This window comes from Streptomyces mesophilus (assembly GCF_011044995.1).
Taxonomy (GTDB): domain Bacteria; phylum Actinomycetota; class Actinomycetes; order Streptomycetales; family Streptomycetaceae; genus Streptomyces; species Streptomyces mesophilus.
In genome coordinates, this window is sequence record NZ_JAAKZW010000128.1 from 1 (window position 1) to 23,222 (window position 23,222).

Consider the following 23,222-nt stretch of genomic DNA (forward strand, 5'->3'; position numbering starts at 1 on the left):
GCCGTACGCCGGGGGCATCGTGCCGTACGCCGTGTCATAGGAGGGCTGCTGCTCGGGGTGGTTGCCGCTCTGGCGGTAGCTCTCGGTCATGCCTTTGAGCTTTGCCCCGGATCATGAGAGCTTCCTGAGGGGGTGCTGAGAAGCCCGGCAGAACCCCGTATGCCCGATATAAGGGAAGCCCTTCGGTGAGCAGGTGGCTCAGCCCTGCTCTGCCGCGCACACCTCCTTGGCCACCTCGGCGAAGGCGCAGACCTTCGCCGAGGCATCCGTCCCGCGCCACAGGAGCCCGTACTCGAGGGGCCCGAGGTCGTCGAACGGGATGTAGACCAGGTTGGGGCGCGGGTAGTAGACCGCCCCCTGGGCGACGGCGACCGTGACACCCTCGCCCGCGGCGACCAGGGCGAGCAGCTCCTGCCAGTACCGGGTCACCGCCGAGCGCCGGACGGGCCGGCCGCTCGGTGTACGGGCCGGGATCAGCGAGTCCCGGAAGAGGACCGGCATCCCCTCCATCATCACGACCTCCTCCTCGGCGAGGTCCTCGACCGACACCGTCGTACGGCGCGCAAGGCGGTGCCCACCCGACACGGCGAGCACCCGGGCGTCGCGCAGCAGCACCGGGCCGACCGTCAGATCCGGCTCGTCCACCGGCAACTCGGTCAGCTGTACGTCGAGTTCACCCCTGCGCAGGGGACCGAAGTGGTCCGACAGATGGATCTCGCGGATCTGCACCTCGCACAGGGGATAGCGCTCGCGGAGCACCTCCGAGACCCGCATGACCGTCTCGCCGGCCAGCGGGCTGGAGAAGCCCACGCGCAGCACGCCCGCCGTGCCGCGGGCGGCCTCGGTGACGCGCGCGAGGGCGTCGAGCACGCCCTGGTGGTGCGGGGCGACCTCGGTGCGCAGCTGGTGGCCGAGCGGGGTGAGCGTCACGCGGCGGCTGGAGCGTTCGAACAGCGGGGCGCCGACGCGGCGTTCCAGCGTCCTGGTCATCTGGCTCACCCGGGCCCGTGAGATGAGCAGCCGTTCCGCTGTCCGGCCGAAGTGCAGTTCCTCGGCCAACACCAGGAACGTGTGCAGCTCTTGCCAGTTCATCCGCCACCCCCGTGATCGTTAAGCGCACCTTACCGAGGGGTGAGCACTTCGCCGTTGATCGCGGACTTGCCCCGCCAGCACACTGATCGGCGTCACAGGGCCGACAGCCTGGCCCACCCCCCATGCAAGGACCGCCGCGGGAACCCCGGGCGGCTCCGTGCTGCCTCCTGCGCGGCGGAATATCCGCGTATCCGCGCATAAAACAGAACCGAAGGAAGCGAGGACTCCGATGTCCCGTCACAGCGCCGACCGGCGCCCACCTCAGCCCCCTCGAGCACCTCAGCCACCCCAAGCACCTCAGGCCCAGACCCCCGACCCCCGAAGATGGCTGGCGCTCACCCTGCTCGTGGCGTCCTTCTTCATGGTCATCGTCGACTCCCAGATCGTGATGCTGGCCCTGCCCGCCATCGAGACGGAACTCGGCTTCGCGCCCGGCGGCGTCCAATGGGTCATGAGCGCCTACCTGTTGAGCTTCGGCGGACTGCTGATGTTCGGCGGCCGTACCGCCGATCTGCTCGGCGGACGCCGGATGTTCCTCCTCGGCACGGCGCTGTTCGGTGTCGCCTCCGTCCTCTGCGGTCTCGCCTGGACCGACGAGGTCCTGATCACCGCCCGTGTCGTCCAGGGCGTGGCCGCCGCGGTGATGACGCCGACCGCCATGGCCGTCCTGATGCACACCTTCGCGGAGGGCCCCGAGCGCAACAAGGCGCTCGGTATCTGGACCGGTATCGGCGCGTTCGGCGCCACCGCCGCGCTGCTGATCGGCGGACCCATCACCGACGGCCTCGGCTGGGAGTGGATCTTCTACATCAACGTGCCGGTCGTGGCCGCCGTCCTGCTGTTCGGCCCCAAGCTGCTGCGCCAGACCCCGGTGCAGCCCGGCCGCCGCCGCTTCGACCCGGCCGGCGCGGTCACCATCACGGCCGCCATCGCCCTGCTCGTATACGCCGTGTCGGAGGCGCCGCTGGTGGGCTGGGGCAGCGGGCAGACGGTCTGGATGCTGATCGCCGCGGCCGTCCTCTTCGTCCTCTTCACCGTGATCGAGGCCCGGTCGAAGGCGCCCCTGGTGCCACTGCGGATCTTCCGCTCGCCGACCGTCGTCGGCGGCAACATCCTGATGGCCATCGTCGCCATGGCGGTGTACGGAGGCGCGCTCATCACCTCCCTGTACGCCCAGCAGGTCCTCGGCTACAGCGCCGTGAAGTTCGGCCTCAGCACCGCGGTCTACGCGGTCATGTCGATCATCGGCGCGAACGTCAGCGCCCGCCTCGTCGCCAAGGTCGGCTACAAGCCGATCGCGATCACCGGTATGGCGCTGCTCTCCGGCGGCCTGCTGCTCCTGACGCAGATCGACCCCAACGGCGGCTACTGGAGCGACCTGTTCTTCGGTCTCGTCATCTTCGGCTCCGGCATCGGCAGCACGAATGTGGCGGCCTCGATCGCCTCGCTCACGGGCGCAAGGCCCGAGGAGTCGGGCCTGGTGTCGGGCATCAACAACGCGGTGTTCCAGATCGGCGCCGCGCTCGGCATCGCCATCGCCTCGTCGGTGGCCTTCGCGTACACGACGGGCACGGATGCGGCCGGCCTCAACGACGGCTTCCAGGCGGGCTTCCTGGCCACCGCGGTGTTCGCGCTGGTCGGGCTCGTCACGGCGCTGCTCCTGCTCCTTCACCGGTCCTCGGGACAGACCGGGACGCCGGCCGGGGCGCCTCAGGAGGAGTCCGCACAGCGGGTGCCGGTCGGGCACTGACGGCAGGAGCTGAAGCGTCGGGGTCCCGTTCCGCCCTGTCCTGGGGGCGGGGCCCCGACGTGCCGGGCGGGTGGCTCAGTTGCCCGATGGTCCGGGCAGCCGGCTCAGTTGCAGCCGCAGGACTGCCGAATGACCAGCCGCGCGGGGAACTGACGCAGCCGCTCCCGGCGTGAACCGGCGACCCGCAGGGCGTCGTCGAGCACCAGGTCGACGGCCGCCCGCGCCATGGCCGGGCGGTCCGAGGCGACCGTGGTCAGCGGCGGGTCCGTCAGGCCCGCTTCCTTGACGTCGTCGAAGCCCGCCACGGCCAGCTCGCCGGGCACGTCGATCCGCAGCTCACGGGCCGCGCGCAGGACGCCGATCGCCTGGTCGTCGGTCGCGCAGACGAGCGCCGGCGGGCGGTCGGGTCCGGCGAGCAGCGAGAGCGCGACCTGGTAGGCGTCATAGCGGTTGTACGGAGCCTCGAAGAGGCGGCCCTCCGTGGAGATGCCCGCCTCCTTCATCGCAAGCCGCCAGCCCTCGACGTGATCGGTGACCGGGTCGCCGACGACCGGGGTCCCCTCCGTACCGCCGAGACAGGCCACGTACGGATGACCGTGCTCGAGAAGGTGACGCGTCGCGAGCTGCGCTCCGCCGACGTCGTCCGTGACCACCGCGACATCGTCGATCGCGTCGGGCCTGCGGTGCAGGAGCACCACCCGGGCGTCCCACGCGTCGATCTCGGTCGCCGCGTGCTCGCTGGGGCCCTGGCTGACCAGGATCAGGCCGGAGACCCGCATCCCGAGGAAGGCCCGCAGATAGTGCACCTCGCGCTCGTCGAGGTAGTCGGAGTTGCCGACCAGGACCATCTTTCCGCGCTCGGCGGCGGCCTGTTCGACGGCGTGCGCCATCTCCGCGAAGAACGGCTGGCGCGCGTCCGGCACGATCATGCCTATGAGGTCCGTACGGCGGGACGCCATCGCCTGCGCCACCCGGTCCGGGCGGTAGCCCAGCTCCTTGATGGCGGCGAGTACCCGCTCGCGCGTGGCCGGGGCGACCGGCCGGGGACCGTTGTTGATCACATAGCTCACGACGGCGGTGGAAGTCCCCGCCAGTCGCGCCACATCGTCCCGCGTCACCTTGGCCACGCGCGGCAGTCTACGCGGGAAGAGTCACCTCTTGGCAGGCCGTACGTCAGCTTCCGTACGCTCGTCCGACAGCGCCCGGACAGGCTCGGAGCCCTTGTCCGCGTTGGCCCCTGCCTTGGCGGCCGCCTCCGCCGCGCGCTCGCCCTTGTCCGCCTTCTCCGGCGTAACAAAGCGATAACCGACGTTCCGGACCGTTCCGATCAGCGCCTCGTGCTCCGGTCCGAGCTTCGCCCGCAGCCTTCGTACGTGGACATCGACCGTCCTCGTACCGCCGAAGTAGTCGTAGCCCCAGACCTCCTGGAGCAGCTGGGCGCGGGTGAAGACCCGGCCCGGGTGCTGCGCCAGGTACTTCAGGAGCTCGAACTCCTTGAAGGTCAGGTCGAGGACCCGGCCCTTGAGCTTCGCGCTGTAGGTGGCCTCGTCCACCGAGAGGTCACCGTTGCGGATCTCCATCGGGGAGTCGTCGCCGGTGAGGTTCTGGCGGCCCATCGCGAGCCGGATCCGCGCCTCGACCTCGGCCGGACCTGCCGTGTCGAGGAGGACGTCGTCGATGCCCCAGTCCGCGGTGACCGCGGCGAGACCGCCTTCGGTCACCACGAGGATGAGCGGGCAGCCGGGTCCGGTGGACCGCAGGAGCTGGCACAGGCTGCGGACCTGCGGCAGATCACGGCGGCCGTCGATCAGGATGACGTCGGCACCAGGGGTGTCGACGAGAGCGGGGCCTTCGGCGGGGGCCACCCGCACGTTGTGCAGCAGCAGGCCGAGGGCGGGAAGCACCTCCGTCGACGGCTGGAGGGCGTTGGTCAGGAGCAGCAGAGAACTCATCGCCGCTCACCTGCCTCGGCCTCGGTCGTATGACGGTCGTGCACGTTTCGCTCGCCCATAACGTCTGGTTCCTCCTCGGTCCCTGCGAGGACGTTTACGGCACTGCTGGTGTTGCTCGTTACCGCTGGCGGGTCCCGCGCCCTGGGCCCGCCGTGCTCACCTGCCGGACAAGGGTTCAACCCTTAAACCCTGCAGAAAAGCACAAAAGGACCCGGGGGCTACGCTGCCCGGATCCTCCGAGAAGGAGAATAGCTCACATGAGTTCACCTCCGGCAGGTCAAACGGCGCGATCTTCTGTGCTACCGATCACGCGGGGGAGGCGGCGCACCACGCTGCGTACGGCGGACGGGGTGGCCATCGAGGCGGCGTACGAGCCGTGTGCGAAGGGGCCGAGCGACCTCGCGATCGTCGTGGCCCACGGGTTCACCGGCGGTCTGCTCAAGCCCCATGTACGGCGGGCCGCGGGGGTGTTCACCCAGTTCGGAGCCGTGATCACCTTCTCCTTCCGGGGCCACGGCCGCTCCGGCGGACGCTCCACGGTGGGTGACCGCGAGGTGCTCGATCTCGCGGCGGCCGTCGAGTGGGCCCGCTCGCTCGGCTGCACCCGCGTCGTGACCGTCGGCTTCTCGATGGGCGGCTCGGTGGTGCTCCGGCACGGCGCGTTGCACGGGGGGCGCACGGAAGCGCGCCCTGACGCGGTGGTCTGCGTCAGCGCCCCCGCCCGCTGGTACTACCAGGGCACCCCCTCGATGCGTCGCCTGCACTGGCTGATCACCCGCCGTACGGGCCGCGCGGTCGGCCGCCACGTCCTGCGCACCCGCATCCACCACAAGGACTGGGACCCGGTCCCGCTCTCCCCGGTCGAATCGGTCCCGCTCCTGGCCCCGACCCCGCTCTTGGTGGTCCACGGCGACAGGGACCCGTACTTCCCGCTCGACCATCCCCGGATGCTGGCGGGGGCGGCACCCGGCGTGGAGCTGTGGCTGGAACCCGGCATGGGCCACGCGGAACACGCGGCGAGCGAGGAGCTGTTGGGGCGGATCGGGGAGTGGGCAACCACTGGCAGATCTTTCAGCCCCTCCGGCGTTTGAGGAGATCCGAACGAAGTTCGGATGCGGGGTCTGGGGCGCAGCCCCAGTTTCGGGAAGGGGCGGGTAGGGGAAAACGAACGACCCACGGAGAGGGAACCATGACGACCACCGTCATCACGAACATCGGGAACCTGGTCACCAACGACCCCGAGCGAGGCACCGGCCCCCTGGGCCAGATCCAGGACGCCGCCGTCGTCCTCGATGGCGAGACCGTGGCGTGGGTCGGCCCCACAGCGAACGCCCCCGCCGCCGACGAGGCGTACGACGCCCAGGGCCGAGCCGCCATCCCCGGCTTCGTGGACTCCCACTCCCACCTGATCTTCGCCGGCGACCGCACCCAGGAGTTCAACGCCCGCATGGAGGGCCGCAGTTACGAGGCGGGCGGCATCCGGACCACGGTGAAAGCCACCCGCGCCGCCACCGACGAGGAACTCGAGGCGAACCTCGTCCGCTACCTCGCCGAAGCCCGGAGGCAGGGCACCACCACCTTCGAGACCAAGTCCGGCTACGGCCTGACCACCCACGACGAGGCCCGCGCCCTGCGGATCGCGAGCCGGCACACCGACGAGGTGACCTACCTCGGCGCCCACATCGTGAGCCCCGACTTCGCCGACGACCCGGCGGCCTACGTGGACCTCGTCACCGGCGAGATGCTCGACGCCTGCGCCCCGTACGCCCGGTGGATCGACGTCTTCTGCGAGAAGGGCGCCTTCGACGGCGACCAGGCCCGAGCCATCCTCACCGCGGGCCGGGCGAAGGGCCTCATGGCGCGCGTGCACGCCAATCAGCTCACGTACGGCCCCGGCGTCCAGCTCGCCGTGGAGCTCGACGCCGCGTCCGCCGACCACTGCACCCACCTCACCGACGAGGACGTGGCCGCGCTCGCGGGCGGCAACACCGTCGCGACGCTGCTGCCGGGCGCCGAGTTCTCCACCCGCGCCCAGTGGCCCGACGCCCGCCGGCTGCTCGACGCCGGGGCCACGGTCGCGCTCTCCACGGACTGCAACCCCGGCTCGTCGTTCACGTCCTCGATGCCGTTCTGCATCGCCCTGGCCGTACGCGATATGCGGATGACCCCGGACGAGGCCCTGTGGTCCGCGACCGCGGGCGGTGCGCAGGCGCTGCGCCGCACGGACGTCGGCCGGCTGACCCCGGGCGCCCGCGCGGACCTCGCCCTGCTCGACGCCCCGAGCCATGTCCACCTCGCGTACCGCCCGGGCGTCCCCCTCGTCCGTACCGTCTGGCAGCGCGGACAGCAGGTGCCCGCCTAGCGGGCCGCGAAGCGGCAGATGCCGCCCAGCGGGCCGCAGCGGCGCCAGGAGCGCCCACAAAGGCGTCAGGCGCCCCCCGAACGAACGGGGGGCGCCTGAGGAAACCTGGAGAGCCGCAGCTCACTCCTCGACCGTCAGCCCCTTGCGGAGGCGCCCGAGCGTGCGCGAGAGCAGCCGGGAGACGTGCATCTGCGAGATGCCCAGCTCCTCGCCGATCTCGGACTGCGTCATATTGGCCACGAAGCGCAGCGAGAGGATCTTGCGGTCACGCGCCGGCAGGGACGCGATCAGCGGCTTCAAGGACTCGACGTACTCGATGCCTTCGAGCCCGTGGTCCTCGTAACCGATGCGGTCCGCGAGCGCACCCTCGGAGTCGTCCTCCTCGGGCTGGGCGTCGAGCGAGCTCGCGGTGTACGCGTTGCTCGCGGCCATGCCCTCGACGACCTCGTCCTTGCTGATGTCGAGCCGCTCGGCCAGCTCGCCCACGGTGGGCGCGCGGTCGAGTTCCTGCGCGAGCACGTCCCCGGCCTTGGCCAGGTCGAGCCGCAGCTCCTGCAGCCGGCGCGGTACGCGCACGGACCACGAGGTGTCGCGGAAGAAGCGCTTGATCTCACCGACGATGGTCGGCATCGCGAAGGTCGGGAACTCGACGCCACGGCTGAGCTCGAAGCGGTCGATCGCCTTGATCAGGCCGATGGTGCCGACCTGGATGATGTCCTCCATCGGTTCGCTGCGCGAACGGAAGCGGGAGGCGGCGAACTTCACCAGGGCGAGGTTGAGTTCCACGAGTGTGTTGCGGACGTACGCGTACTCGTGCGTGCCTTCCTCGAGCGTCTCGAGGCGGGCGAAGAGCGTCTTCGACAGGGCGCGTGCGTCCTGCGGGGCCACTTCGTCGTACGGCGGGATCTCGGGAAGATCCGAGAGATCCGCCAGATCTGTGAGCTCCTCGGCGGTCTCCTCGGCGGACGGGGCTGCGTGGGGGGCCGCCGTGGCGCGGGGAGCGGGGATATGGGGTTCGGTGTCGATGTGGTCCGGTGGGGGTGTCGACGTCGCTTTGCGGGTAGGCGATGCGTCGAGCCGGGGTGACATGGTGTCCTCCATCGTTCTCGGCGTACGGCTGCCGATGCCAATGTGCGGGTTGCGGTGTGCGGCGCCTCCGTAGCCGGCCGTCGTGAACAGGTCTTCTTCTAGGCCTACCCGTTTTCCTCACTGCCTCGCAAGTGCGATTGCGTCCTAATTGTCCGATATCCGGTGGTTGTTCGGGTACCCGGAGTCGTTCGGAAGGCGTATGTTCAGAGAGGTCAACCACCAGCTCGGGACGCAGCGGAAGAGGAGCGGCATGGACCGCGGCACAGTCGGCAGCGCACATCGGGGCCGGCTTCAGGTCGGCGTGTGGAGCGAGGGCGCCAGTGCCGTCTTCGCGCCCGCGGGCGAACTTGATCACCACACCGCGGATCTCCTGCGTGAACCGCTCGAGCAGGCCATCGCCGAGGGGGTGACCAGGCTCGTCGTGGACTGCTCACGGCTGGAGTTCTGCGACTCGACCGGGCTCAACGTGCTGCTCGGCGCCCGTCTGAAGGTCGAGGCCGAAGGCGGCGGTGTCCACCTCGCGGCGATGCAGCCGGTGGTGGCCAGGGTGTTCGAGATCACGGGAGCGGAGGCGGTTTTCACCGTGCATCCCACCCTCGAGGCCGCGCTCAGGGAGTGATCGGACGGCCCGCCGTGACCGGCCGGAAGCCGTCCCGTGACCGGTGCGTCATCTGCATCACATTTTCCGTAGCGAAAAAGTGGGTGTTCGTACCGTCTGGGCGGGCAGGAGACGCATCGGAACCCGTTGGATGCGACAGGACAAGAACGTGCGGGGCCGTGGCCCCTGGTAACTACGACTGGTGAATCGGTGAGGTGAAGCGCTGATGAGCACCACCCGGCCCCTCTCGCCGGGCGACCGCGGTCCGGAGTCCGGTGCCGCCGGCCCGGCTGCGGATGCAGCGCCCGCCCGCCGTCAGGTGCGCAGGCTCAGCCTCGCGGGCGAGAGCGGCGTCGTGCCCCTCGCGCGTGACTTCACTCGGCAGGCCCTGCACGAATGGGGCTGGCTGCCCGCCGCGAGCGCCGACCGCCGTGCCGCCGCCGAGGACGTCCTCCTGGTCGTCTCCGAGCTCGTCACCAACGCCTGTCTGCACGCCGAGGGCGCCCGCGAGCTGTGGATCGGCAGCGACGGCAAGGTCCTGCGCCTCGAGGTCTCGGACCAGGGCGCGGGCAACCCGGCCCCCCGCACCCCGCATCGCGCGGGCCGCCCCGGCGGTCACGGCATGTTCATCGTCCAACGCCTCTGCCTCGACTGGGGCGTTGTGCGCACACCGGGGGTGTCGGGCAAGACGGTGTGGGCCGAACTCGCCTCACCCGTATAAGGGTTTCACACCTTCCCGATCGTGCCGCTCGAACCCTTTTCCGTACGAAAATGAGGGTCTCCGAGCCTAAAAGCGCAGGTCAAAGGCCTCCACCAAACCGCCTCGTTGTTTGTCTTCCCATGTCTTGGCCCCGGGCGTACCTTGAGCGCCCAATCTGATGTGTCGTCAGTAACTTGCAGGGGCGAGGCCCCGAGTGCCGACGGCCTTCAACTCCCGGCATGAGGGGAATTCGAGGTGTCGTACCAGAAAAGCGCCGCCGCGCTTATAGCCGCGGCCTTGGCCGGCTCGGCGGTACTGCTGGCCGCCCCCGCTGCTCACGCCACCGTGGTGGACGTCAATTACGACTGCAAGACGCCGATCGGTCCGAAGAGCGCCGTCTCTCCGGTCGACATCAAGGCAGAGAAGGCCGGCAGCGGCTACAAGATCACGATGACGTTCAACAAGGGTGTCTCGTCCAGCCCGATCGCTCTGGAGAAGGGCGTCATGAAGCCCAGCGCCCAGATCAAGCTGGGCGGTGCCGAAAGCGGCACGATCAAGGTCTCGGCGGGCGGCAACCCCGAGGCCATTCCGGCGAACGCGCCGATCAAGATCCACCCGATGACCGGTACGTACACGCCCAAGGGCAGTGGCAAGGTCACCTTCACCGCGGGGACGCTCACCATCTCGGCGATGTCGACCACCACCACGTGCACGGCGAAGAACAACCCCAAGCCGTCCCTGGAAATGGACGTCAAGGGTTCGGGCGGTGGCGGTTCGACGGGTGACGCCGGATCCAGCGGCGAGTCGCAGAGCGCGCCGGACGGCGGCTCGGAACTGCCGCAGACCGGCCCCGAGGACTCGGCGGTCGCGCTCGGCACGCTCGGCGGCACGGTGCTGCTCGTCGGTGCGGGCGGCGTTCTGTGGCTGACCCGGCGCAACCAAGCGGTCCGCCGGTAGGTCAGAGGTGGTGGTCACACCGTCAGGGGTGGTCACACCAACGCACCCGTAGGGCAACGCACTTGGAGCCGCCGATGCTGTCCGCTCACCGCACCGCCGCCGTATGCCTGCTGGCCGTGGCAGGCCTGCTCGGCCTGCCCGCGGGCAGTGCGGTGGCGGACACACCGGCGGACGGACCCACCTGGTCCATCGCCCCGTCCTCCGGCAGCGGCACCCGCGCTGCCGAGGACGGGCGCCCCTACTTCTACATGGAGGGGGCGGCGGGCACCGTCCTCGAGGACACCGTCACGGTGACCAACCCGGGCGCCGAGCCCACCACGGTGAAGCTGCGGGCCGCGGAGGCGTACAACCGCGCGGACGGTTCCTTCGCGGTGCGTGACACCAAGGGCGCCAAGAAGACGCAGGACGCGGGGAGCTGGCTGAGCTTCGCGGACGACGAGGTGAAGATCCCGCCGCGCACCGCCGCCAGGGTGCCGTTCTCGGTGGCGGTGCCGGACGGTGCGATGCCCGGTGACCATCCCGCCGCGGTCATCGCCCAGGTCGGCGAGCGCAAGCTGGGAGTGCGGGTGCATCTGCGGGTGAGCGGTCCGACGCTGTCGGCGGTCACGGTCGAGGATGTGGCCATCGAGGGTGACAGCATCGCGTACTCCCTGGTCAACCGCGGCAACACGGTGCTCGCGCCGAAGCTCGCGGTGCACGCCGAAGGTCTCTTCGGCGAGGTGCTCGACCGCGCCGCGCGCCCGCTGCCGGTGGAGCTCCTGCCCGGCCGCAAGGTGACGCTGCGCGAACCGTGGACGGACCGTCCCGCCTTCGATTCGGTACGGGTGGAACTCACGGTCTCGGCGGACGGCGCCGCCAAGGACAGCCGGGCCGCCGAGGTGCGCCTGGTGCCCTGGGCCGCGGTGGCGGGCGCTGCGGCGCTGGTCGCCGGGTTCGCGGGGCTCGTGGTCTTCGTCGTACGGCGCAGACGCGCGGTCGACGCGTTCAAGGCAGAGCTCCAACCACAGGACGGACAGCGCGCGTCGGTTTCCGCAGGGCCGGTTTCCGTAAGGACGGATTCGGCAGAGACGGTCTCCGCAGGGACGGATTCCGCAGGGACGGTCTCCGCAGAGACGGTCTCCGCAGGGACGGGAGAGATCAAGTGAACGTCGACCGTTGCCGCTCGAAGTGGCTGAGCCCCTTGGCGGCCGCACTCCTCGCAGCGCTGGCGTTCGTCACGCTTGTGCCGCAGAGCGCCACCGCGGCCGAGAAGCCGTCCCTATCCGTCGACAAGGAGGAGGCGGGCAAGGGCGGTGACGTCACCGTCAGCGGCAAGGGCTGGAAGCCCGGCGCCCTGATCACGATCCTGATCTGCGGCCAGAACATGATCGGCGGCACCCCGAGCTGCGCCAACTCCGAAGGCGTGGCCATCAATACGAACGCCAAGGGCGAGTTCAAGCAGAAGGTCCCGGTCGCCGAGCCGCCGAAAGCCTGCCCCTGCGTGATCCATGTGGCGACCGTGACGGGCGAGAAGTCCACGGCCCAGATCCCCTTCAAGGTCGCCGGCCACCCGGTCAAGGCGCTGCCCGACCGGACCACCGGCGGCAAGCTCGCCGTGCTCGCCGCGCCCCGCTTCGAGGGCGACAGCGGCATCCTCAACTGGTTCGGCTCCCCGCAGAGCCGCAAACTCGTCGTGACCATGGGCAACTTGGGCTCCGCACCCGTCAAGGACCCCGTCTTCAAGGTCGGCACCTCGCACGGCGTCTTCGCGCCGCAGTGGGAGGAGCAGCAGTGGAAGGGCACCATCGCCCCCGGCCAGAAGGCCCAGGTCGAACTGTCCGTCCAGCTCGACGCCGGCGCACACGGCGACTATCTGGTCTCCCTCCAGTACGGCAGCAAGGTGCTCGCCGAGCAGCCGTGGGGCGTGCCCAGGCCGTGGGGCGTGACGCTGTTCTGGATCCTGCTCTGCATCGTCGTACCGGCCGCCGTGTTCCGTATCGGCATGGCCGTCGTCGACCGGGTCCGCCCGCGCCGCAAGGGCAACAAGTCACGGCGGCTCGCCGAGGTCACGGCGAAGCTGCCGAAGGTGCTCAGGCCGACGACGGGCGTCGGCGGCGAGCACAAGAAGCCGCGCACACCGCGGCGCCCGGGGGCCGATCCGGACGCGACGGCCCCCGTACCCACCCAGAACTCCGCGGCGGCCACGAACGGGACCGGCACCACCGCCGGCCTGCCGTGGTTCACCCCGGACACCGCGCCGGGTGTACCGGCACAGCAATCCGCACCGCAAGAGAACCGCCCCAATCCATCAGCTTCATCCGAGAGGAAGGGCACTACGTGAACACTCAAAGGAGAGTGAGCGCGCTGGGCGTCGCGCTCATGCTCGGCGGCGCGGGCATCCTGCTGACCGCGGCTCCCGCACAGGCGGCCGAGTCGACCTGGAAGGCCAAGTGCACGCCGAGCATGGGCTCGGACCCGATCGAGGGCACCGGCATCGCCGACATCACGGCTCCGGCCGAGGCGAAGGTGGGCGACGAGATCGAGGTGACCTGGAAGTTCGTCCAGGCCGCGTCGAAGAACCCCGACATCATCGACCTGCCCGCGGACTCGCTGCTTCCGACCGGAACGGTCAAGGCGGCGGGCGCGCAGACGGCCGACGTCAAGCTGGAGGGGCCGCGCAAGAACCCGGCGATCCCCAAGGGCGGCGATATGAAACTCGCCGACATGAAGGGCAAGTTGAAGCTCACGGCGCCCGGCGATCTCACCCTCACGCCGGACGTGTACAACATCAACGCCAAGGTCATGGGCATGAACGTGGACACCAAGTGTGTCCCGCTCGAGAAGGTGCCGACCGCGCTCACCATCAAGGTCACGGGCGAGCCCGCCCCGACCACGGGTGGCAGCAACAACGGCGGTACGACCTCGACCGGCGGTACGACGTCCACGGGCGGTACGACGTCGACAGGCGGCGGTGACAACGGCGGCACGACGTCCACCGGCGGCGGTGACAACGGCGGTACGACCTCGACCGGCGGCGCCGCGGGCGGTGGCGGCGGTGGGACCGACTTCCCGGGCAAGGAGGTCGCCACGACGTTCCAGTGCTCCTCACCTGGTCCGACGGAGCCGCTGAACGGCAAGGCAACCGTCAACGCCAAGAAGAGCGGCGACAGTTACGCCCTCACGGTCAAGCTGGGCAAGGGCGTGATGAACTCTCCGGCGGATCTGCCGGCCGGCGCGATGAAGGCGTCGATGCAGATCAAGGTCAGCGGGGACGACAACGGTTCGGTCAAGGTCGCGGGAAAGCCGAACCCGGCGCCGATCAAGAACGGCGAGCCGGTCAACCTCGAGGACATGACCGGTACGTACAAGCCCGGTGCCAAGGGCAAGGCGGAACTCAGCCCCGGTGACATGACGATCGACGTCAACCTCGGCGGTCAGAACATCCCCGTCAAGTGCAAGGCGACCAAGACGGCCGTCTCGCTCACGCTGGAGACCGAGGACGCAGGCGGTGTCGCCGGTGGCGGCGACGCGGCCGGCGGTGCGGCGGGCGGCTCCCCGGCCTCCGGCGGCGGCCTCGCCGAGACCGGCGCCGAGTCCGACGGCGCCCTGCGCGCCCTCGGCCTGGTGGCCGGCACGGTGATTCTGCTGGGCGGCGCGGTCTTCACGTTCATGCCGCGGCGGCGTACGCAGTAAGTAGTGGTCCAACGGTGCCGGATGGGCTGACATTTCAGCCCGTCCGGCGCTTGAGGACATCCGAGCGAAGCTCGGATACGGGGTCCGGGGCGGAGCTCCGGTTTCGGGAAGGGGCGGGCAGGGGAAAAGGAAGCCCGGACCTCAACCAGTGTGCTCCCGCAGCCACCCCACCACCGCATCCCGCACGGCCTCCGACGACAACAGCCCCGCCCCATGCGCGGACCCGGACACCGTACGCACCGTCACATCCCCAAGCCCCTTGCCCAGCGCGGCAGTCGCCAGATCACGCGAATGCGCCGCCGGCACGAACTCCGCGACCGAGTGCACCAGGAACAGCGGCGCGTCCTCGGCCCCCGAGGCATACGACGACGCCGCCATCGACCGCCACTGCGCCGGACACGCGGCCGGCGTGCACCCCGCGAGCCGACGCGCCTCCGAGCGGAGCCTGCGCTGCTTGGCCGACGCCGAGGAACGCCCGCCATCCGTCCAGGCCCGCGAAGGCGTCGCCACCGGGGAGAGCGCGACGACCCCGCGTACCCGCGAAGCCCCCTCGCCGTACCCGCCCGCGACCGTCGCGATCTGGCCGCCCGCCGAGGAGCCGAGCACCAGCGGGCGCATCCCGCTGTGCCACGCCACCCAGTCGAGCGCGGCCAGCGCGTCCGTGCGCTGCGCGGGCCAGCGCGCGTCGGAGTTGAGCCGGTAGTCCACGTCGTACACACGGAAGCCCTGCCCGGCGAACCAGCGCGCCCAGTGGCTCCAGTCCGTGTCGTCGGCCCAGTAGCCGCCGTGCACGATGACGAGGGCGGGGCCGTGGTCCCCGTACACGGTGACCGTCTGGCGTGCGTGCGACCCGTACGAGAACTTCCGTACCACCGGATCGGAGGCGGCCGGAGCCGTCGAGGACGACAGCAGACCCACGGAGGCGAGCAGCGCGAGCAGACCGCCGGTCAGGGAAGGGCGCAAGGAGAGGCGCATGCCCCGCATCGTCCACGGGGCGCGCCGCGGCGCACGCGAGAAACACGAAGGGCCACCGCACCGAGTGGTGCGGCGGCCCTTCGTTCGAGTACCGCGTACGAGACGCTCAGCTCAGGAGCTGATTCAGCGGACCTCACCCATCAGGGACTTGACCTTCTTGCGCGCCATGTAGATCGCGAAGCCGGCCAGGACCGCGGCGGCGGCCTCGAGGGCGACGACGCCCTTGCCGTTGAGGTCCACACCGGCGATGGAGAGCATGCCGGTCACGGAGTCACCGGCGGTGACGGCGAGGAAGAAGACACCCATCATCTGGGCGGCGTACTTCCGGGGCGCCAGCTTGGTGGTCAGGGACAGACCCACCGGGGACAGGCACAGCTCACCGAAGGTGTGCATCAGGAAGATCAGCACCAGCCACCACATGGAGACCTTGCCGTCGCTCGCCATGCCCATGGGGATGAGGAAGACGAAGAACGAGGCGCCGATGATGACCAGACCCATCGAGAACTTCACGATGGTGTCCGGCTCGCGGTTGCGCCGGGCCAGGGCCAGCCAGATCGCGGCGAAGATCGGCGCGAAGATCATGACGAAGCCGGGGTTCAGCGACTGGAACAGCGTGTTCGGCATCTCCCAGCCGAAGATCGCGCGCTCGGTGGAGGTGTCACCGAAGAGCGACAGCGTCGAACCGCCCTGGTCGAAGATCATCCAGAACACGGCCGCGGCCACGAAGAACCAGATGAAGGCGTTCATCTTGGTCTGCTCTTCGCCGTTCAGGTCCTTGTCGGACTTGATGCGGGCGATCACGGCGATCGGGATGAGCAGACCGATGACGGTGATGGGGAGCAGCGCCCAGTTGAGGGTCAGGTCCCAGACACCGGTGAAGGCGACGACCAGGTAGAAGGCGGCGACCACGGCGATGGTGGCCAGCGTCTTGGTGATGACACCGCGCTTCTCGGGGGCGGTCAGCGGGTTCGGGACCTCGCTGGACACCGGGGCCAGGTGGCGCGAGCCGATCATGAACTGGATGGCGCCGAGCGCCATACCGACGGCGGCGAGGCCGAAGCCCAGGTGCCAGTTGACCTTCTCACCGAGGATGCCGATCGCGAACGGAGCGGCGAAGGCACCGAGGTTGATGCCCATGTAGAAGATCGTGAAGCCGCCGTCGCGACGGACGTCCTTCGGGTCGCTGTAGAGCTGGCCGACCATCGTGGAGATGTTGGCCTTCAGCAGACCCGAGCCGACGGCCACGAGGGCCAGACCGACGAAGAACATCGCCTGCGTGGGCAGCGCGAGGCTGACGTGACCGGCGACGATCACGACGCTCGCGATGGCGACCGTCTTGCGGGCACCCCAGACGCGGTCACCGAACCAGCCGCCGGGCAGCGTGAAGAGGTACACCAGCGACACGTAGACCGAGTAGATCGCCGTGGCAGCCGCCGCCGTGTAGGCGAGGCCGCCGCCCTGGGAGCCGGTCGCCGCGTCGGCGCCACCGGAGACCAGGTAGAGCACGAGCAGTGCGCGCATGCCGTAGTAGGAGAAGCGCTCCCACATCTCGGTCATGAAGAGTGTGGCCAGGCCGCGGGGGTGGCCGAAGAAGGTCTTCTCGCCGGTGGCGGAAGGCTTCGTCAGGCTGGACGCCATGGTCGTTCCTTGTTCGCTCGGGACGCGCTGCATGCGTGAGCGTGATGCGCGCCCGGTGGGGGGTGGCCGGCACCGGCGGCACAGCTCATCCCCACGCCCTGGGGGCCTCGTTCCGTGCGGAGACGAAGAAGTGAGCGGTGCGCTCCGGGATCCACGCCCTCGCGCTTCTTCGCGCAAAGGGCCCGGCCCATAGGTCAATCACTAAACGCAAGGTTGACGATGCAACCTCGCCCCTCATAAGAGACTTTCGGCTGATTAGGGGGGCCGAAAGTCCCATCTGGGGTTATAGGCGTTCGCACACCATAAGGAGATTAAGGGCGCGTATGGAAGGATTTGAGAGCTGGATCACAAGCATCGCTGGAACCGAACCCGCAATTCGAAGGTAACTCACGGAAAACGCTGCCAGTCTCGCAGGGTGCTCCCCGCACTTGGCCCCTCCTGCCCCACAGGTACGGAAGGCATGCCGGATGCCCGTATCTCCGCTGCCTCGGCCGACTACCATCAAGGCCATGACCCGTGTACTGCTCGCCGAGGATGACGCGTCCATCTCGGAGCCGCTGGCCCGTGCACTGCGCAGGGAGGGTTACGAGGTCGAAGTACGCGAGGACGGACCGACCGCACTCGACGCGGGCCTGCAGGGCGGAATCGACCTGGTCGTGCTCGACCTGGGACTGCCCGGGATGGACGGCCTGGAGGTCGCCCGCCGGCTGCGCGCCGACGGGCACGCGATCCCGATCCTCATCCTGACCGCCCGCGCGGACGAGGTGGACACGGTGGTCGGCCTCGACGCCGGCGCCGACGACTACGTCACCAAGCCCTTCCGCCTCGCCGAACTGCTCGCCCGCGTCCGGGCCCTCCTGCGGCGCGGCGCCAGCGAGGTCAAGGAAGCGCCCGCGACCCACGGCGTACGGATCGACGTCGAGTCCCACCGCGCCTGGATGGGCGACGAGGAACTCCAGCTCACCGCCAAGGAGTTCGACCTCCTGCGGGTGCTGGTGCGCGATGCGGGCCGGGTCGTCACCCGCGACCAGCTGATGCGCGAGGTCTGGGACACCACCTGGTGGTCCTCCACGAAGACCCTCGACATGCACATCTCCTGGCTGCGCAAGAAGCTCGGCGACGACGCGGCCAACCCCCGCTACATCGCCACGGTGCGCGGGGTGGGCTTCCGCTTCGAGAAGAGCTGAGCGCCGGGCCGTCGGCGACCGTCACACCCGGGGTATCGGGGCGGAGCCCCGCAGGGGGCCCGGGGGCGTCAGCCCCCGGAAACCATCCCCGCCGCGGAGCGGCGGAGCAGGGCACCCGGTACGGAGTGGGCGCCCACATCCCGTAAGGAAAGAACATGCGCCGCCGACTGATCAACTCCACCCTCGCCGTGGTGCTCGTCGTGATCGCCGTGTTCGGCGTCTCCCTGGTCATCGTGGAGACCCGGACGATCACCACCAGCGCCCAGGAGCGAGTGGAATCCGAGGCGGTGCGGCTCGCCTCCATCGTCGACTCCCGCATCATCGGCCATGAGGCGATCACCGCCCAGGTCCTGGGCGACCAGGTCGACAGCGAGCGCTTCGCCCTGATCGAGATCCCCGGGCGCGACCCCATCCAGATCGGCACGCGCCCGGCCGGCGACGTCATCCAGGCCACCGAGCAGGGCGAACAGGGCGAGACCGTCACGGTCCAGGAGCCCCGCTCCTCGGTGACCAACGAGGTCTGGCGCACCCTCCTGATGATCGCCGCGGTGGCGACCCTCGCCGTGATCGCGGCCGTCCTGCTCGCCGTACGGCAGGCCAACCGCCTCGCATCGCCGCTCACCGACCTCGCGGAGACCGCCGAACGCCTCGGCTCCGGCGACCCGCGCCCGCGGCACAAGCGCTACGGCGTCCCCGAGCTCGACCGGGTCGCCGACGTCCTCGACTCCTCGGCCGAGCGCATCGCCCGCATGCTGACCGCGGAACGCCGCCTCGCCGCGGACGCCTCGCACCAGCTCCGCACCCCGCTGACCGCCCTCTCCATGCGCCTGGAGGAGATCACGCTCACGGACGACCCGGACACGGTGAAGGAGGAGGCGACCATCGCGCTCACCCAGGTGGAGCGGCTCACCGACGTGGTGGAGCGGCTGCTCACCAACTCCCGTGATCCGCGCACCGGTTCGGCGGTCTCCTTCGACCTGGACGAGGTCGTCAAACAGCAGCTGGAGGAGTGGCGCCCCGCCTACCGCAGCGCGGGCCGCGCCATCGTCCACTCGGGCAAACAGAATCTGCGGGCGGTCGGCACACCCGGCGCGGTCGCCCAGGTCCTCGCGGCACTGATCGAGAACTCCCTGATGCACGGTGGCGGCACGGTCGCGCTACGGACCCGTATCGCCGGAAACCAGGTGGTCATCGAGGTCACGGACGAGGGCCCCGGCGTGCCGCCGGAACTCGGCACCCGGATCTTCGAGCGCGCCATCAGCGGCCGCAACTCCACGGGCATCGGCCTCGCGGTCGCCCGTGACCTCGCGGAGGCGGACGGCGGCCGTCTGGAGATGCTGCAGGCGCAGCCGCCGGTGTTCGGCCTGTTCCTGTCCAGCACTCCGCGCACGCCGGAGGGCGCGCAGGAGGAGCGGACGGTCAGGTAGGGCGGCCAGGGGGGCTCAGGCGCCGTGCGGTGGGCAGGAAGGAAAAGCGACTCAGCGCCGTGCGGCGGGCAGGAAGGCCGCTCAGCGCCGGGTGCGCTGCGGCTCGGAGTCGTCCAGGAACGATTCCGCGCTGGCCACGGCCTCACGGGCCGGCAGCGCACGGAACACCCACGTGCGGTACGACCAGAAGCGGAACAGGGTCGCGATCCCGATGCCGACGAACTTGAAGACGTTGGACTGCAGCGGGCTGTCCCAGTGGAACCCATACGTGGCCGCGTACAGCACCCCGTTCTCGATCACGAGCCCGACGATCGAGAACAGCAGGAAGAGCGTCATCTCCTTGGTGCGGCTGCTCTTGTCCCGGTCACGGTAAGTGAAGTACCGGAACCCCACGTAGTTGCAGCAGATCGCCACGGCCGTCGCGAGGATCGAGGCGCGCACCACGGGGATCTCGGTGGTGTGCCGCAGCAGGTTGAAGACGCCGAGGTTGACCAGCATGCCGACGCCGCCCACGGCGCCGAACTTCGCGATCTCCCGCCAGAGCTGATCCAGTTGTGCGCGTAGTGCGCCACGCTCACTCATGGTGATGGGTCAGCCCCGTTCGGTCGTTTCCCCCGGCTATGTCGTCAAGCAATGCTAACCAGACTGTGAGATGTGACGCAGGACTCGTAGGTCTTTACGTATCCGGGGGCCCCTTACCCTGGAGGATGTGACGTTCCCCGTAGTCGGCATGGTCGGCGGTGGGCAGCTCGCGCGCATGACGCACGAAGCAGGCATCCCGCTCGGCATCAAGTTCAAGCTCCTCAGTGACACCCCCGCGGATTCCGCGGCGCAGGTCGTGAGCGAAGTCGTCATCGGCGACTACCGCGACCTGGACACGCTGCGTGACTTCGCGAGCGGCTGTGACGTGATCACCTTCGACCACGAGCATGTGCCCCTCGAGCACCTGCGCGCTCTGGAGGCGGACGGCATCGCCGTACGTCCGGGCCCGGACGCTCTGCGGTACGCGCAGGACAAGGGCGCGATGCGCGAGCGCCTCACCGAGCTCGGCGCACCCTGCCCGCGCCACCGCATCGTGCGCGATGTCGCCGATGTCGTCGCGTTCGCGGAGGAGGGCGAGGGCTTCCCCGTCATCCTCAAGACGGTGCGCGGCGGATACGACGGCAAGGGCGTGTGGTTCGTACGCTCCGAGGCCGACGCCGCCGACCCGTTCCGGGCCGGAGTCCCGGTGCTCGCTGAGGAGAAGGTCGATTTCGTACGGGAGTTGGCGGCCAACGTCGTCCGCTCGCCGCACGGCCAGGCCGTGGCCTACCCGGTCGTGGAGTCCCGCCAGGTCGACGGAGTCTGCGACACCGTGATCGCGCCCGCTCCGGAACTGTCGTCGGAACTCGCGGGCAGCGCCCAGGAGCTGGCCCTGCGCATCGCCCATGAACTGGGCGTCGTCGGCCATCTCGCGGTCGAGCTCTTCGAGACGCCCGACGGCCGCATCCTGGTCAACGAGCTCGCCATGCGCCCGCACAACTCCGGCCACTGGACGATGGACGGCGCGGTCACCTCCCAGTTCGCCAACCACGTACGCGCCGTGCTCGACCTGCCCCTCGGCGACCCGCGCCCGCGCGCCACGTGGACCGTGATGGCCAATGTCCTCGGCGGCGACTACCCGGACATGTACTCCGCGTATCTGCACTGCATGGCCCGCGACCCCCAGCTCAAGATCCACATGTACGGCAAGGATGTGAAGCCCGGCCGCAAGGTCGGTCATGTCAACACCTACGGCGACGACTTGGGCGATGTGCTGGAACGCGCATCGCACGCCGCCGGCTACCTGCGAGGAACGATCACCGAATGAGCGCTGTAGTTGGCATCGTCATGGGGTCCGACTCCGACTGGCCCGTGATGGAGGCGGCCGCGCAGGCGCTCGCCGAGTTCGAGATCCCGTACGAGGTCGATGTGGTCTCGGCGCACCGGATGCCGCGCGAGATGATCGCGTACGGAGAGCAGGCCGCCGACCGCGGCCTCAAGGCGATCATCGCGGGCGCCGGGGGAGCGGCGCATCTGCCGGGCATGCTCGCCTCGGTGACCCCGCTGCCGGTCATCGGCGTCCCCGTACCGCTGAAGTATCTGGACGGCATGGACTCGCTGCTCTCCATCGTGCAGATGCCGGCCGGCGTCCCGGTCGCCACGGTGTCGGTGGGCGGCGCACGCAACGCCGGGCTCCTCGCGGCCCGGATGCTGGCCGCGTACGACGTGGAACTCATGGGCCGCATGCGGGAGTTCCAGCAGGAGCTCAACGAGCAGGCCACCGAGAAGGGCCGCCGCCTGCGCGCCAAGGCGGAGGGCGCCGGGGCCTTCGGCTTCGGGAAGTAGCGCCCGGCGGCTTCGCCGAGCGGCACCCGGCCCGAGAGGAGAGCCATGCCCCCGGCGGTTACGTTGGGGGCATGACTTCCTCGCCCGCGGACCTCTCGCCGTACCTCTCCCAGGCCCTCGACCTGCTCGCCGAGCACCCCGTCGTCGACGGGCACAACGATCTGCCGTGGGCATTGCGCGAGACCGTGCGCTACGACCTCGCGCAGCGCGATATCGCCGGCGATCTGCGCGGGCGGCTGCACACCGACATCCCGCGGTTGCGGGCCGGCGGTGTGGGTGCGCAGTTCTGGTCGGTGTACGTGCGCAGCGACATGGCCGGTGAGGACGCGGTCAGCGCGACCCTTGAACAGATCGACTGCGTCGACCAGTTGCTGGCCGCGTACCCGAAGGACCTGGTCCGCGCGCTGACCGCGGACGACATGGAGAAGGCCCGCGGCGAGGGCCGGATCGCCTCCCTGAAGGGCGCCGAGGGCGGCCACTCCATCAACAACTCGCTGGCCACCCTGCGAGCGCTCTACGCGCTCGGCGTGCGCTACATGACCCTGACCCACAACGACAACATCGCGTGGGCGGACTCGGCGACGGACGCCGTGGGCGTGGGCGGTCTCTCGCCCTTCGGCCGCGAGGTGGTCCGCGAGATGAACCGCACGGGCATGCTGGTCGACCTCTCGCACGTCGCGGCGTCGACGATGCGCGACGCCCTGGACGAGTCGGTCGCCCCGGTGATCTTCTCCCACTCCTCCTCCCGCGCGGTCTGCGACCACCCGCGCAACATCCCCGACGACGTGCTGGCGCAGCTCCCCGCGAACGGGGGCGTGGCGATGGCCACGTTCGTCCCGAAGTTCATCCTGCCCGCGGCCGTCGCGTGGACCCAGGCGGCGGACGAGAACATGCGCGCCCATGGCCGCCACCACCTCGACACCACCCCCGACGCGATGGAGATCCACCGCGCCTTCGAGGCGGCCAACCCGCGCCCGGTCGCGACCGTCGCCACGGTCGCCGACCACCTCGACCACATGCGCGAGGTCGCCGGGATCGACCACATCGGCATCGGCGGCGACTACGACGGGACGGCCTTCACCCCGTCCGGCCTCGACGACGTCGCGGGCTACCCGAACCTCATCGCGGAGCTGCTGCGCCGCGGCTGGTCCTCCGCCGACCTGGCCAAGCTGACCTGGTCGAACGCGCTCCGCACCCTCCGCGACGCGGAATCCGTCTCCCGCGACCTGCAGTCCCGCCGCGGCCCGTCGAACGCGACGCTTGAGCAGGTGGACGGTCCGGCGGCCTGAGCTCGCGCCGGGCGCGGCGGAGCTCGTGACAGGCCCGCCGGGATACGCGCGCGCCCCCGACGCCTGAGCCGCGGGGGCCCGGCGCCGTTGGTTCGACGACGGTCCTGCCGCCTGCGGTTTCGTCGTGGGGCCGGAGCGGGGACCGGGTTCGGCGCGGCCGGGGGAGG

The 23,222-nt window shown here is 70.0% G+C and carries 21 protein-coding genes; 14 read left to right on the plus strand and 7 right to left on the minus strand.

Features of this window, described 5'->3' with window-relative positions; genetic code table 11:
* Positions 1-198: 198 nt before the first annotated feature.
* Positions 199-1,092, minus strand: a complete 894-nt coding sequence (locus G6045_RS25630) for a LysR family transcriptional regulator (RefSeq protein ID WP_206344168.1) — start codon at positions 1,090-1,092, stop codon at positions 199-201.
* Between the two features lie 346 nt (positions 1,093-1,438).
* On the opposite strand from G6045_RS25630, the gene G6045_RS25635 reads away from it, so the two are divergent.
* Positions 1,439-2,842 (plus strand): MFS transporter, encoded by a 1,404-nt coding sequence (locus G6045_RS25635; protein WP_206344169.1) that lies wholly within the window; start codon positions 1,439-1,441, stop codon positions 2,840-2,842.
* A 104-nt stretch (positions 2,843-2,946) separates the two neighbouring features.
* Here G6045_RS25635 and G6045_RS25640 read toward each other — a convergent pair whose 3' ends face one another.
* The gene (locus G6045_RS25640; protein ID WP_165334458.1) at positions 2,947-3,969 is read right to left on the minus strand and encodes a LacI family DNA-binding transcriptional regulator; all 1,023 of its coding nucleotides are present in this window, start codon (positions 3,967-3,969) and stop codon (positions 2,947-2,949) included.
* Between the two features lie 24 nt (positions 3,970-3,993).
* Positions 3,994-4,794 (minus strand): response regulator transcription factor, encoded by an 801-nt coding sequence (locus G6045_RS25645; protein ID WP_165334459.1) that lies wholly within the window; start codon positions 4,792-4,794, stop codon positions 3,994-3,996.
* Between the two features lie 257 nt (positions 4,795-5,051).
* On the opposite strand from G6045_RS25645, the gene G6045_RS25650 reads away from it, so the two are divergent.
* Both G6045_RS25650 and hutI read left to right on the plus strand, forming a co-directional pair.
* On the plus strand, positions 5,052-5,885 hold the full coding sequence (locus tag G6045_RS25650; protein ID WP_165334460.1) for an alpha/beta hydrolase: 834 nt from the start codon (positions 5,052-5,054) through the stop codon (positions 5,883-5,885).
* Positions 5,886-5,983: 98 nt separating this feature from the next.
* Complete coding sequence (hutI, locus tag G6045_RS25655; protein ID WP_165334461.1) at positions 5,984-7,156, plus strand: imidazolonepropionase; 1,173 nt, start codon at positions 5,984-5,986, stop codon at positions 7,154-7,156.
* A gap of 120 nt (positions 7,157-7,276) precedes the next feature.
* Here the strand turns inward: hutI and G6045_RS25660 are convergent, their stop codons facing one another.
* Positions 7,277-8,257 carry an RNA polymerase sigma factor SigF gene (locus G6045_RS25660; RefSeq protein WP_408056362.1) on the minus strand — a complete coding sequence of 327 codons (981 nt, stop codon included), beginning with the start codon at positions 8,255-8,257 and terminating at the stop codon, positions 7,277-7,279.
* Between the two features lie 238 nt (positions 8,258-8,495).
* On the opposite strand from G6045_RS25660, the gene G6045_RS25665 reads away from it, so the two are divergent.
* From G6045_RS25665 to G6045_RS25690, 6 genes are all read left to right on the plus strand, one after another.
* Positions 8,496-8,864 (plus strand): STAS domain-containing protein, encoded by a 369-nt coding sequence (locus G6045_RS25665; protein ID WP_165334462.1) that lies wholly within the window; start codon positions 8,496-8,498, stop codon positions 8,862-8,864.
* A 205-nt stretch (positions 8,865-9,069) separates the two neighbouring features.
* Positions 9,070-9,564: an ATP-binding protein gene (locus G6045_RS25670; RefSeq protein ID WP_165334463.1), complete on the plus strand. Its 495-nt coding sequence runs from the start codon at positions 9,070-9,072 to the stop codon at positions 9,562-9,564.
* Positions 9,565-9,798: 234 nt separating this feature from the next.
* A complete protein-coding gene (locus G6045_RS25675) occupies positions 9,799-10,500 on the plus strand; it encodes an LPXTG cell wall anchor domain-containing protein (protein WP_165334464.1) in 702 nt (233 codons plus the stop codon).
* A gap of 74 nt (positions 10,501-10,574) precedes the next feature.
* Positions 10,575-11,645, plus strand: a complete 1,071-nt coding sequence (locus G6045_RS25680) for a WxL protein peptidoglycan domain-containing protein (protein ID WP_165334465.1) — start codon at positions 10,575-10,577, stop codon at positions 11,643-11,645.
* Complete coding sequence (locus G6045_RS25685) at positions 11,642-12,820, plus strand: hypothetical protein (protein ID WP_408056363.1); 1,179 nt, start codon at positions 11,642-11,644, stop codon at positions 12,818-12,820. Before G6045_RS25680 ends, G6045_RS25685 begins: the two co-directional genes overlap by 4 nt.
* A 14-nt stretch (positions 12,821-12,834) precedes the next feature.
* Complete coding sequence (locus G6045_RS25690) at positions 12,835-14,172, plus strand: hypothetical protein (protein WP_165334466.1); 1,338 nt, start codon at positions 12,835-12,837, stop codon at positions 14,170-14,172.
* A gap of 141 nt (positions 14,173-14,313) precedes the next feature.
* Here G6045_RS25690 and G6045_RS25695 read toward each other — a convergent pair whose 3' ends face one another.
* The gene (locus G6045_RS25695) at positions 14,314-15,147 is read right to left on the minus strand and encodes an alpha/beta hydrolase (protein ID WP_165334467.1); all 834 of its coding nucleotides are present in this window, start codon (positions 15,145-15,147) and stop codon (positions 14,314-14,316) included.
* A 123-nt stretch (positions 15,148-15,270) separates the two neighbouring features.
* On the minus strand, positions 15,271-16,785 hold the full coding sequence (locus G6045_RS25700) for a peptide MFS transporter (RefSeq protein ID WP_165334468.1): 1,515 nt from the start codon (positions 16,783-16,785) through the stop codon (positions 15,271-15,273).
* A 509-nt stretch (positions 16,786-17,294) separates the two neighbouring features.
* Between G6045_RS25700 and G6045_RS25705 the strand changes: the two genes are divergently transcribed.
* Positions 17,295-17,972, plus strand: a complete 678-nt coding sequence (locus G6045_RS25705; RefSeq protein WP_052581568.1) for a response regulator transcription factor — start codon at positions 17,295-17,297, stop codon at positions 17,970-17,972.
* Positions 17,973-18,127: 155 nt separating this feature from the next.
* Complete coding sequence (locus tag G6045_RS25710; protein WP_165334469.1) at positions 18,128-19,399, plus strand: ATP-binding protein; 1,272 nt, start codon at positions 18,128-18,130, stop codon at positions 19,397-19,399.
* An 81-nt stretch (positions 19,400-19,480) separates the two neighbouring features.
* Here the strand turns inward: G6045_RS25710 and G6045_RS25715 are convergent, their stop codons facing one another.
* On the minus strand, positions 19,481-19,981 hold the full coding sequence (locus G6045_RS25715) for a GtrA family protein (RefSeq protein ID WP_165334470.1): 501 nt from the start codon (positions 19,979-19,981) through the stop codon (positions 19,481-19,483).
* Between the two features lie 127 nt (positions 19,982-20,108).
* On the opposite strand from G6045_RS25715, the gene G6045_RS25720 reads away from it, so the two are divergent.
* The 3 genes from G6045_RS25720 to G6045_RS25730 all read left to right on the plus strand — a co-directional run bounded on the left by G6045_RS25720 (position 20,109) and on the right by G6045_RS25730 (position 23,055).
* Entirely contained in the window at positions 20,109-21,248 is a 1,140-nt protein-coding gene (locus G6045_RS25720; protein ID WP_165334471.1) for a 5-(carboxyamino)imidazole ribonucleotide synthase, read from the plus strand.
* Positions 21,245-21,766: a 5-(carboxyamino)imidazole ribonucleotide mutase gene (gene purE / locus G6045_RS25725; protein ID WP_165334472.1), complete on the plus strand. Its 522-nt coding sequence runs from the start codon at positions 21,245-21,247 to the stop codon at positions 21,764-21,766. The genes G6045_RS25720 and purE overlap by 4 nt, the downstream gene beginning before the upstream one ends.
* 71 nt (positions 21,767-21,837) lie before the next feature.
* The gene (locus G6045_RS25730) at positions 21,838-23,055 is read left to right on the plus strand and encodes a dipeptidase (RefSeq protein WP_165334473.1); all 1,218 of its coding nucleotides are present in this window, start codon (positions 21,838-21,840) and stop codon (positions 23,053-23,055) included.
* Positions 23,056-23,222 lie beyond the last annotated feature (167 nt).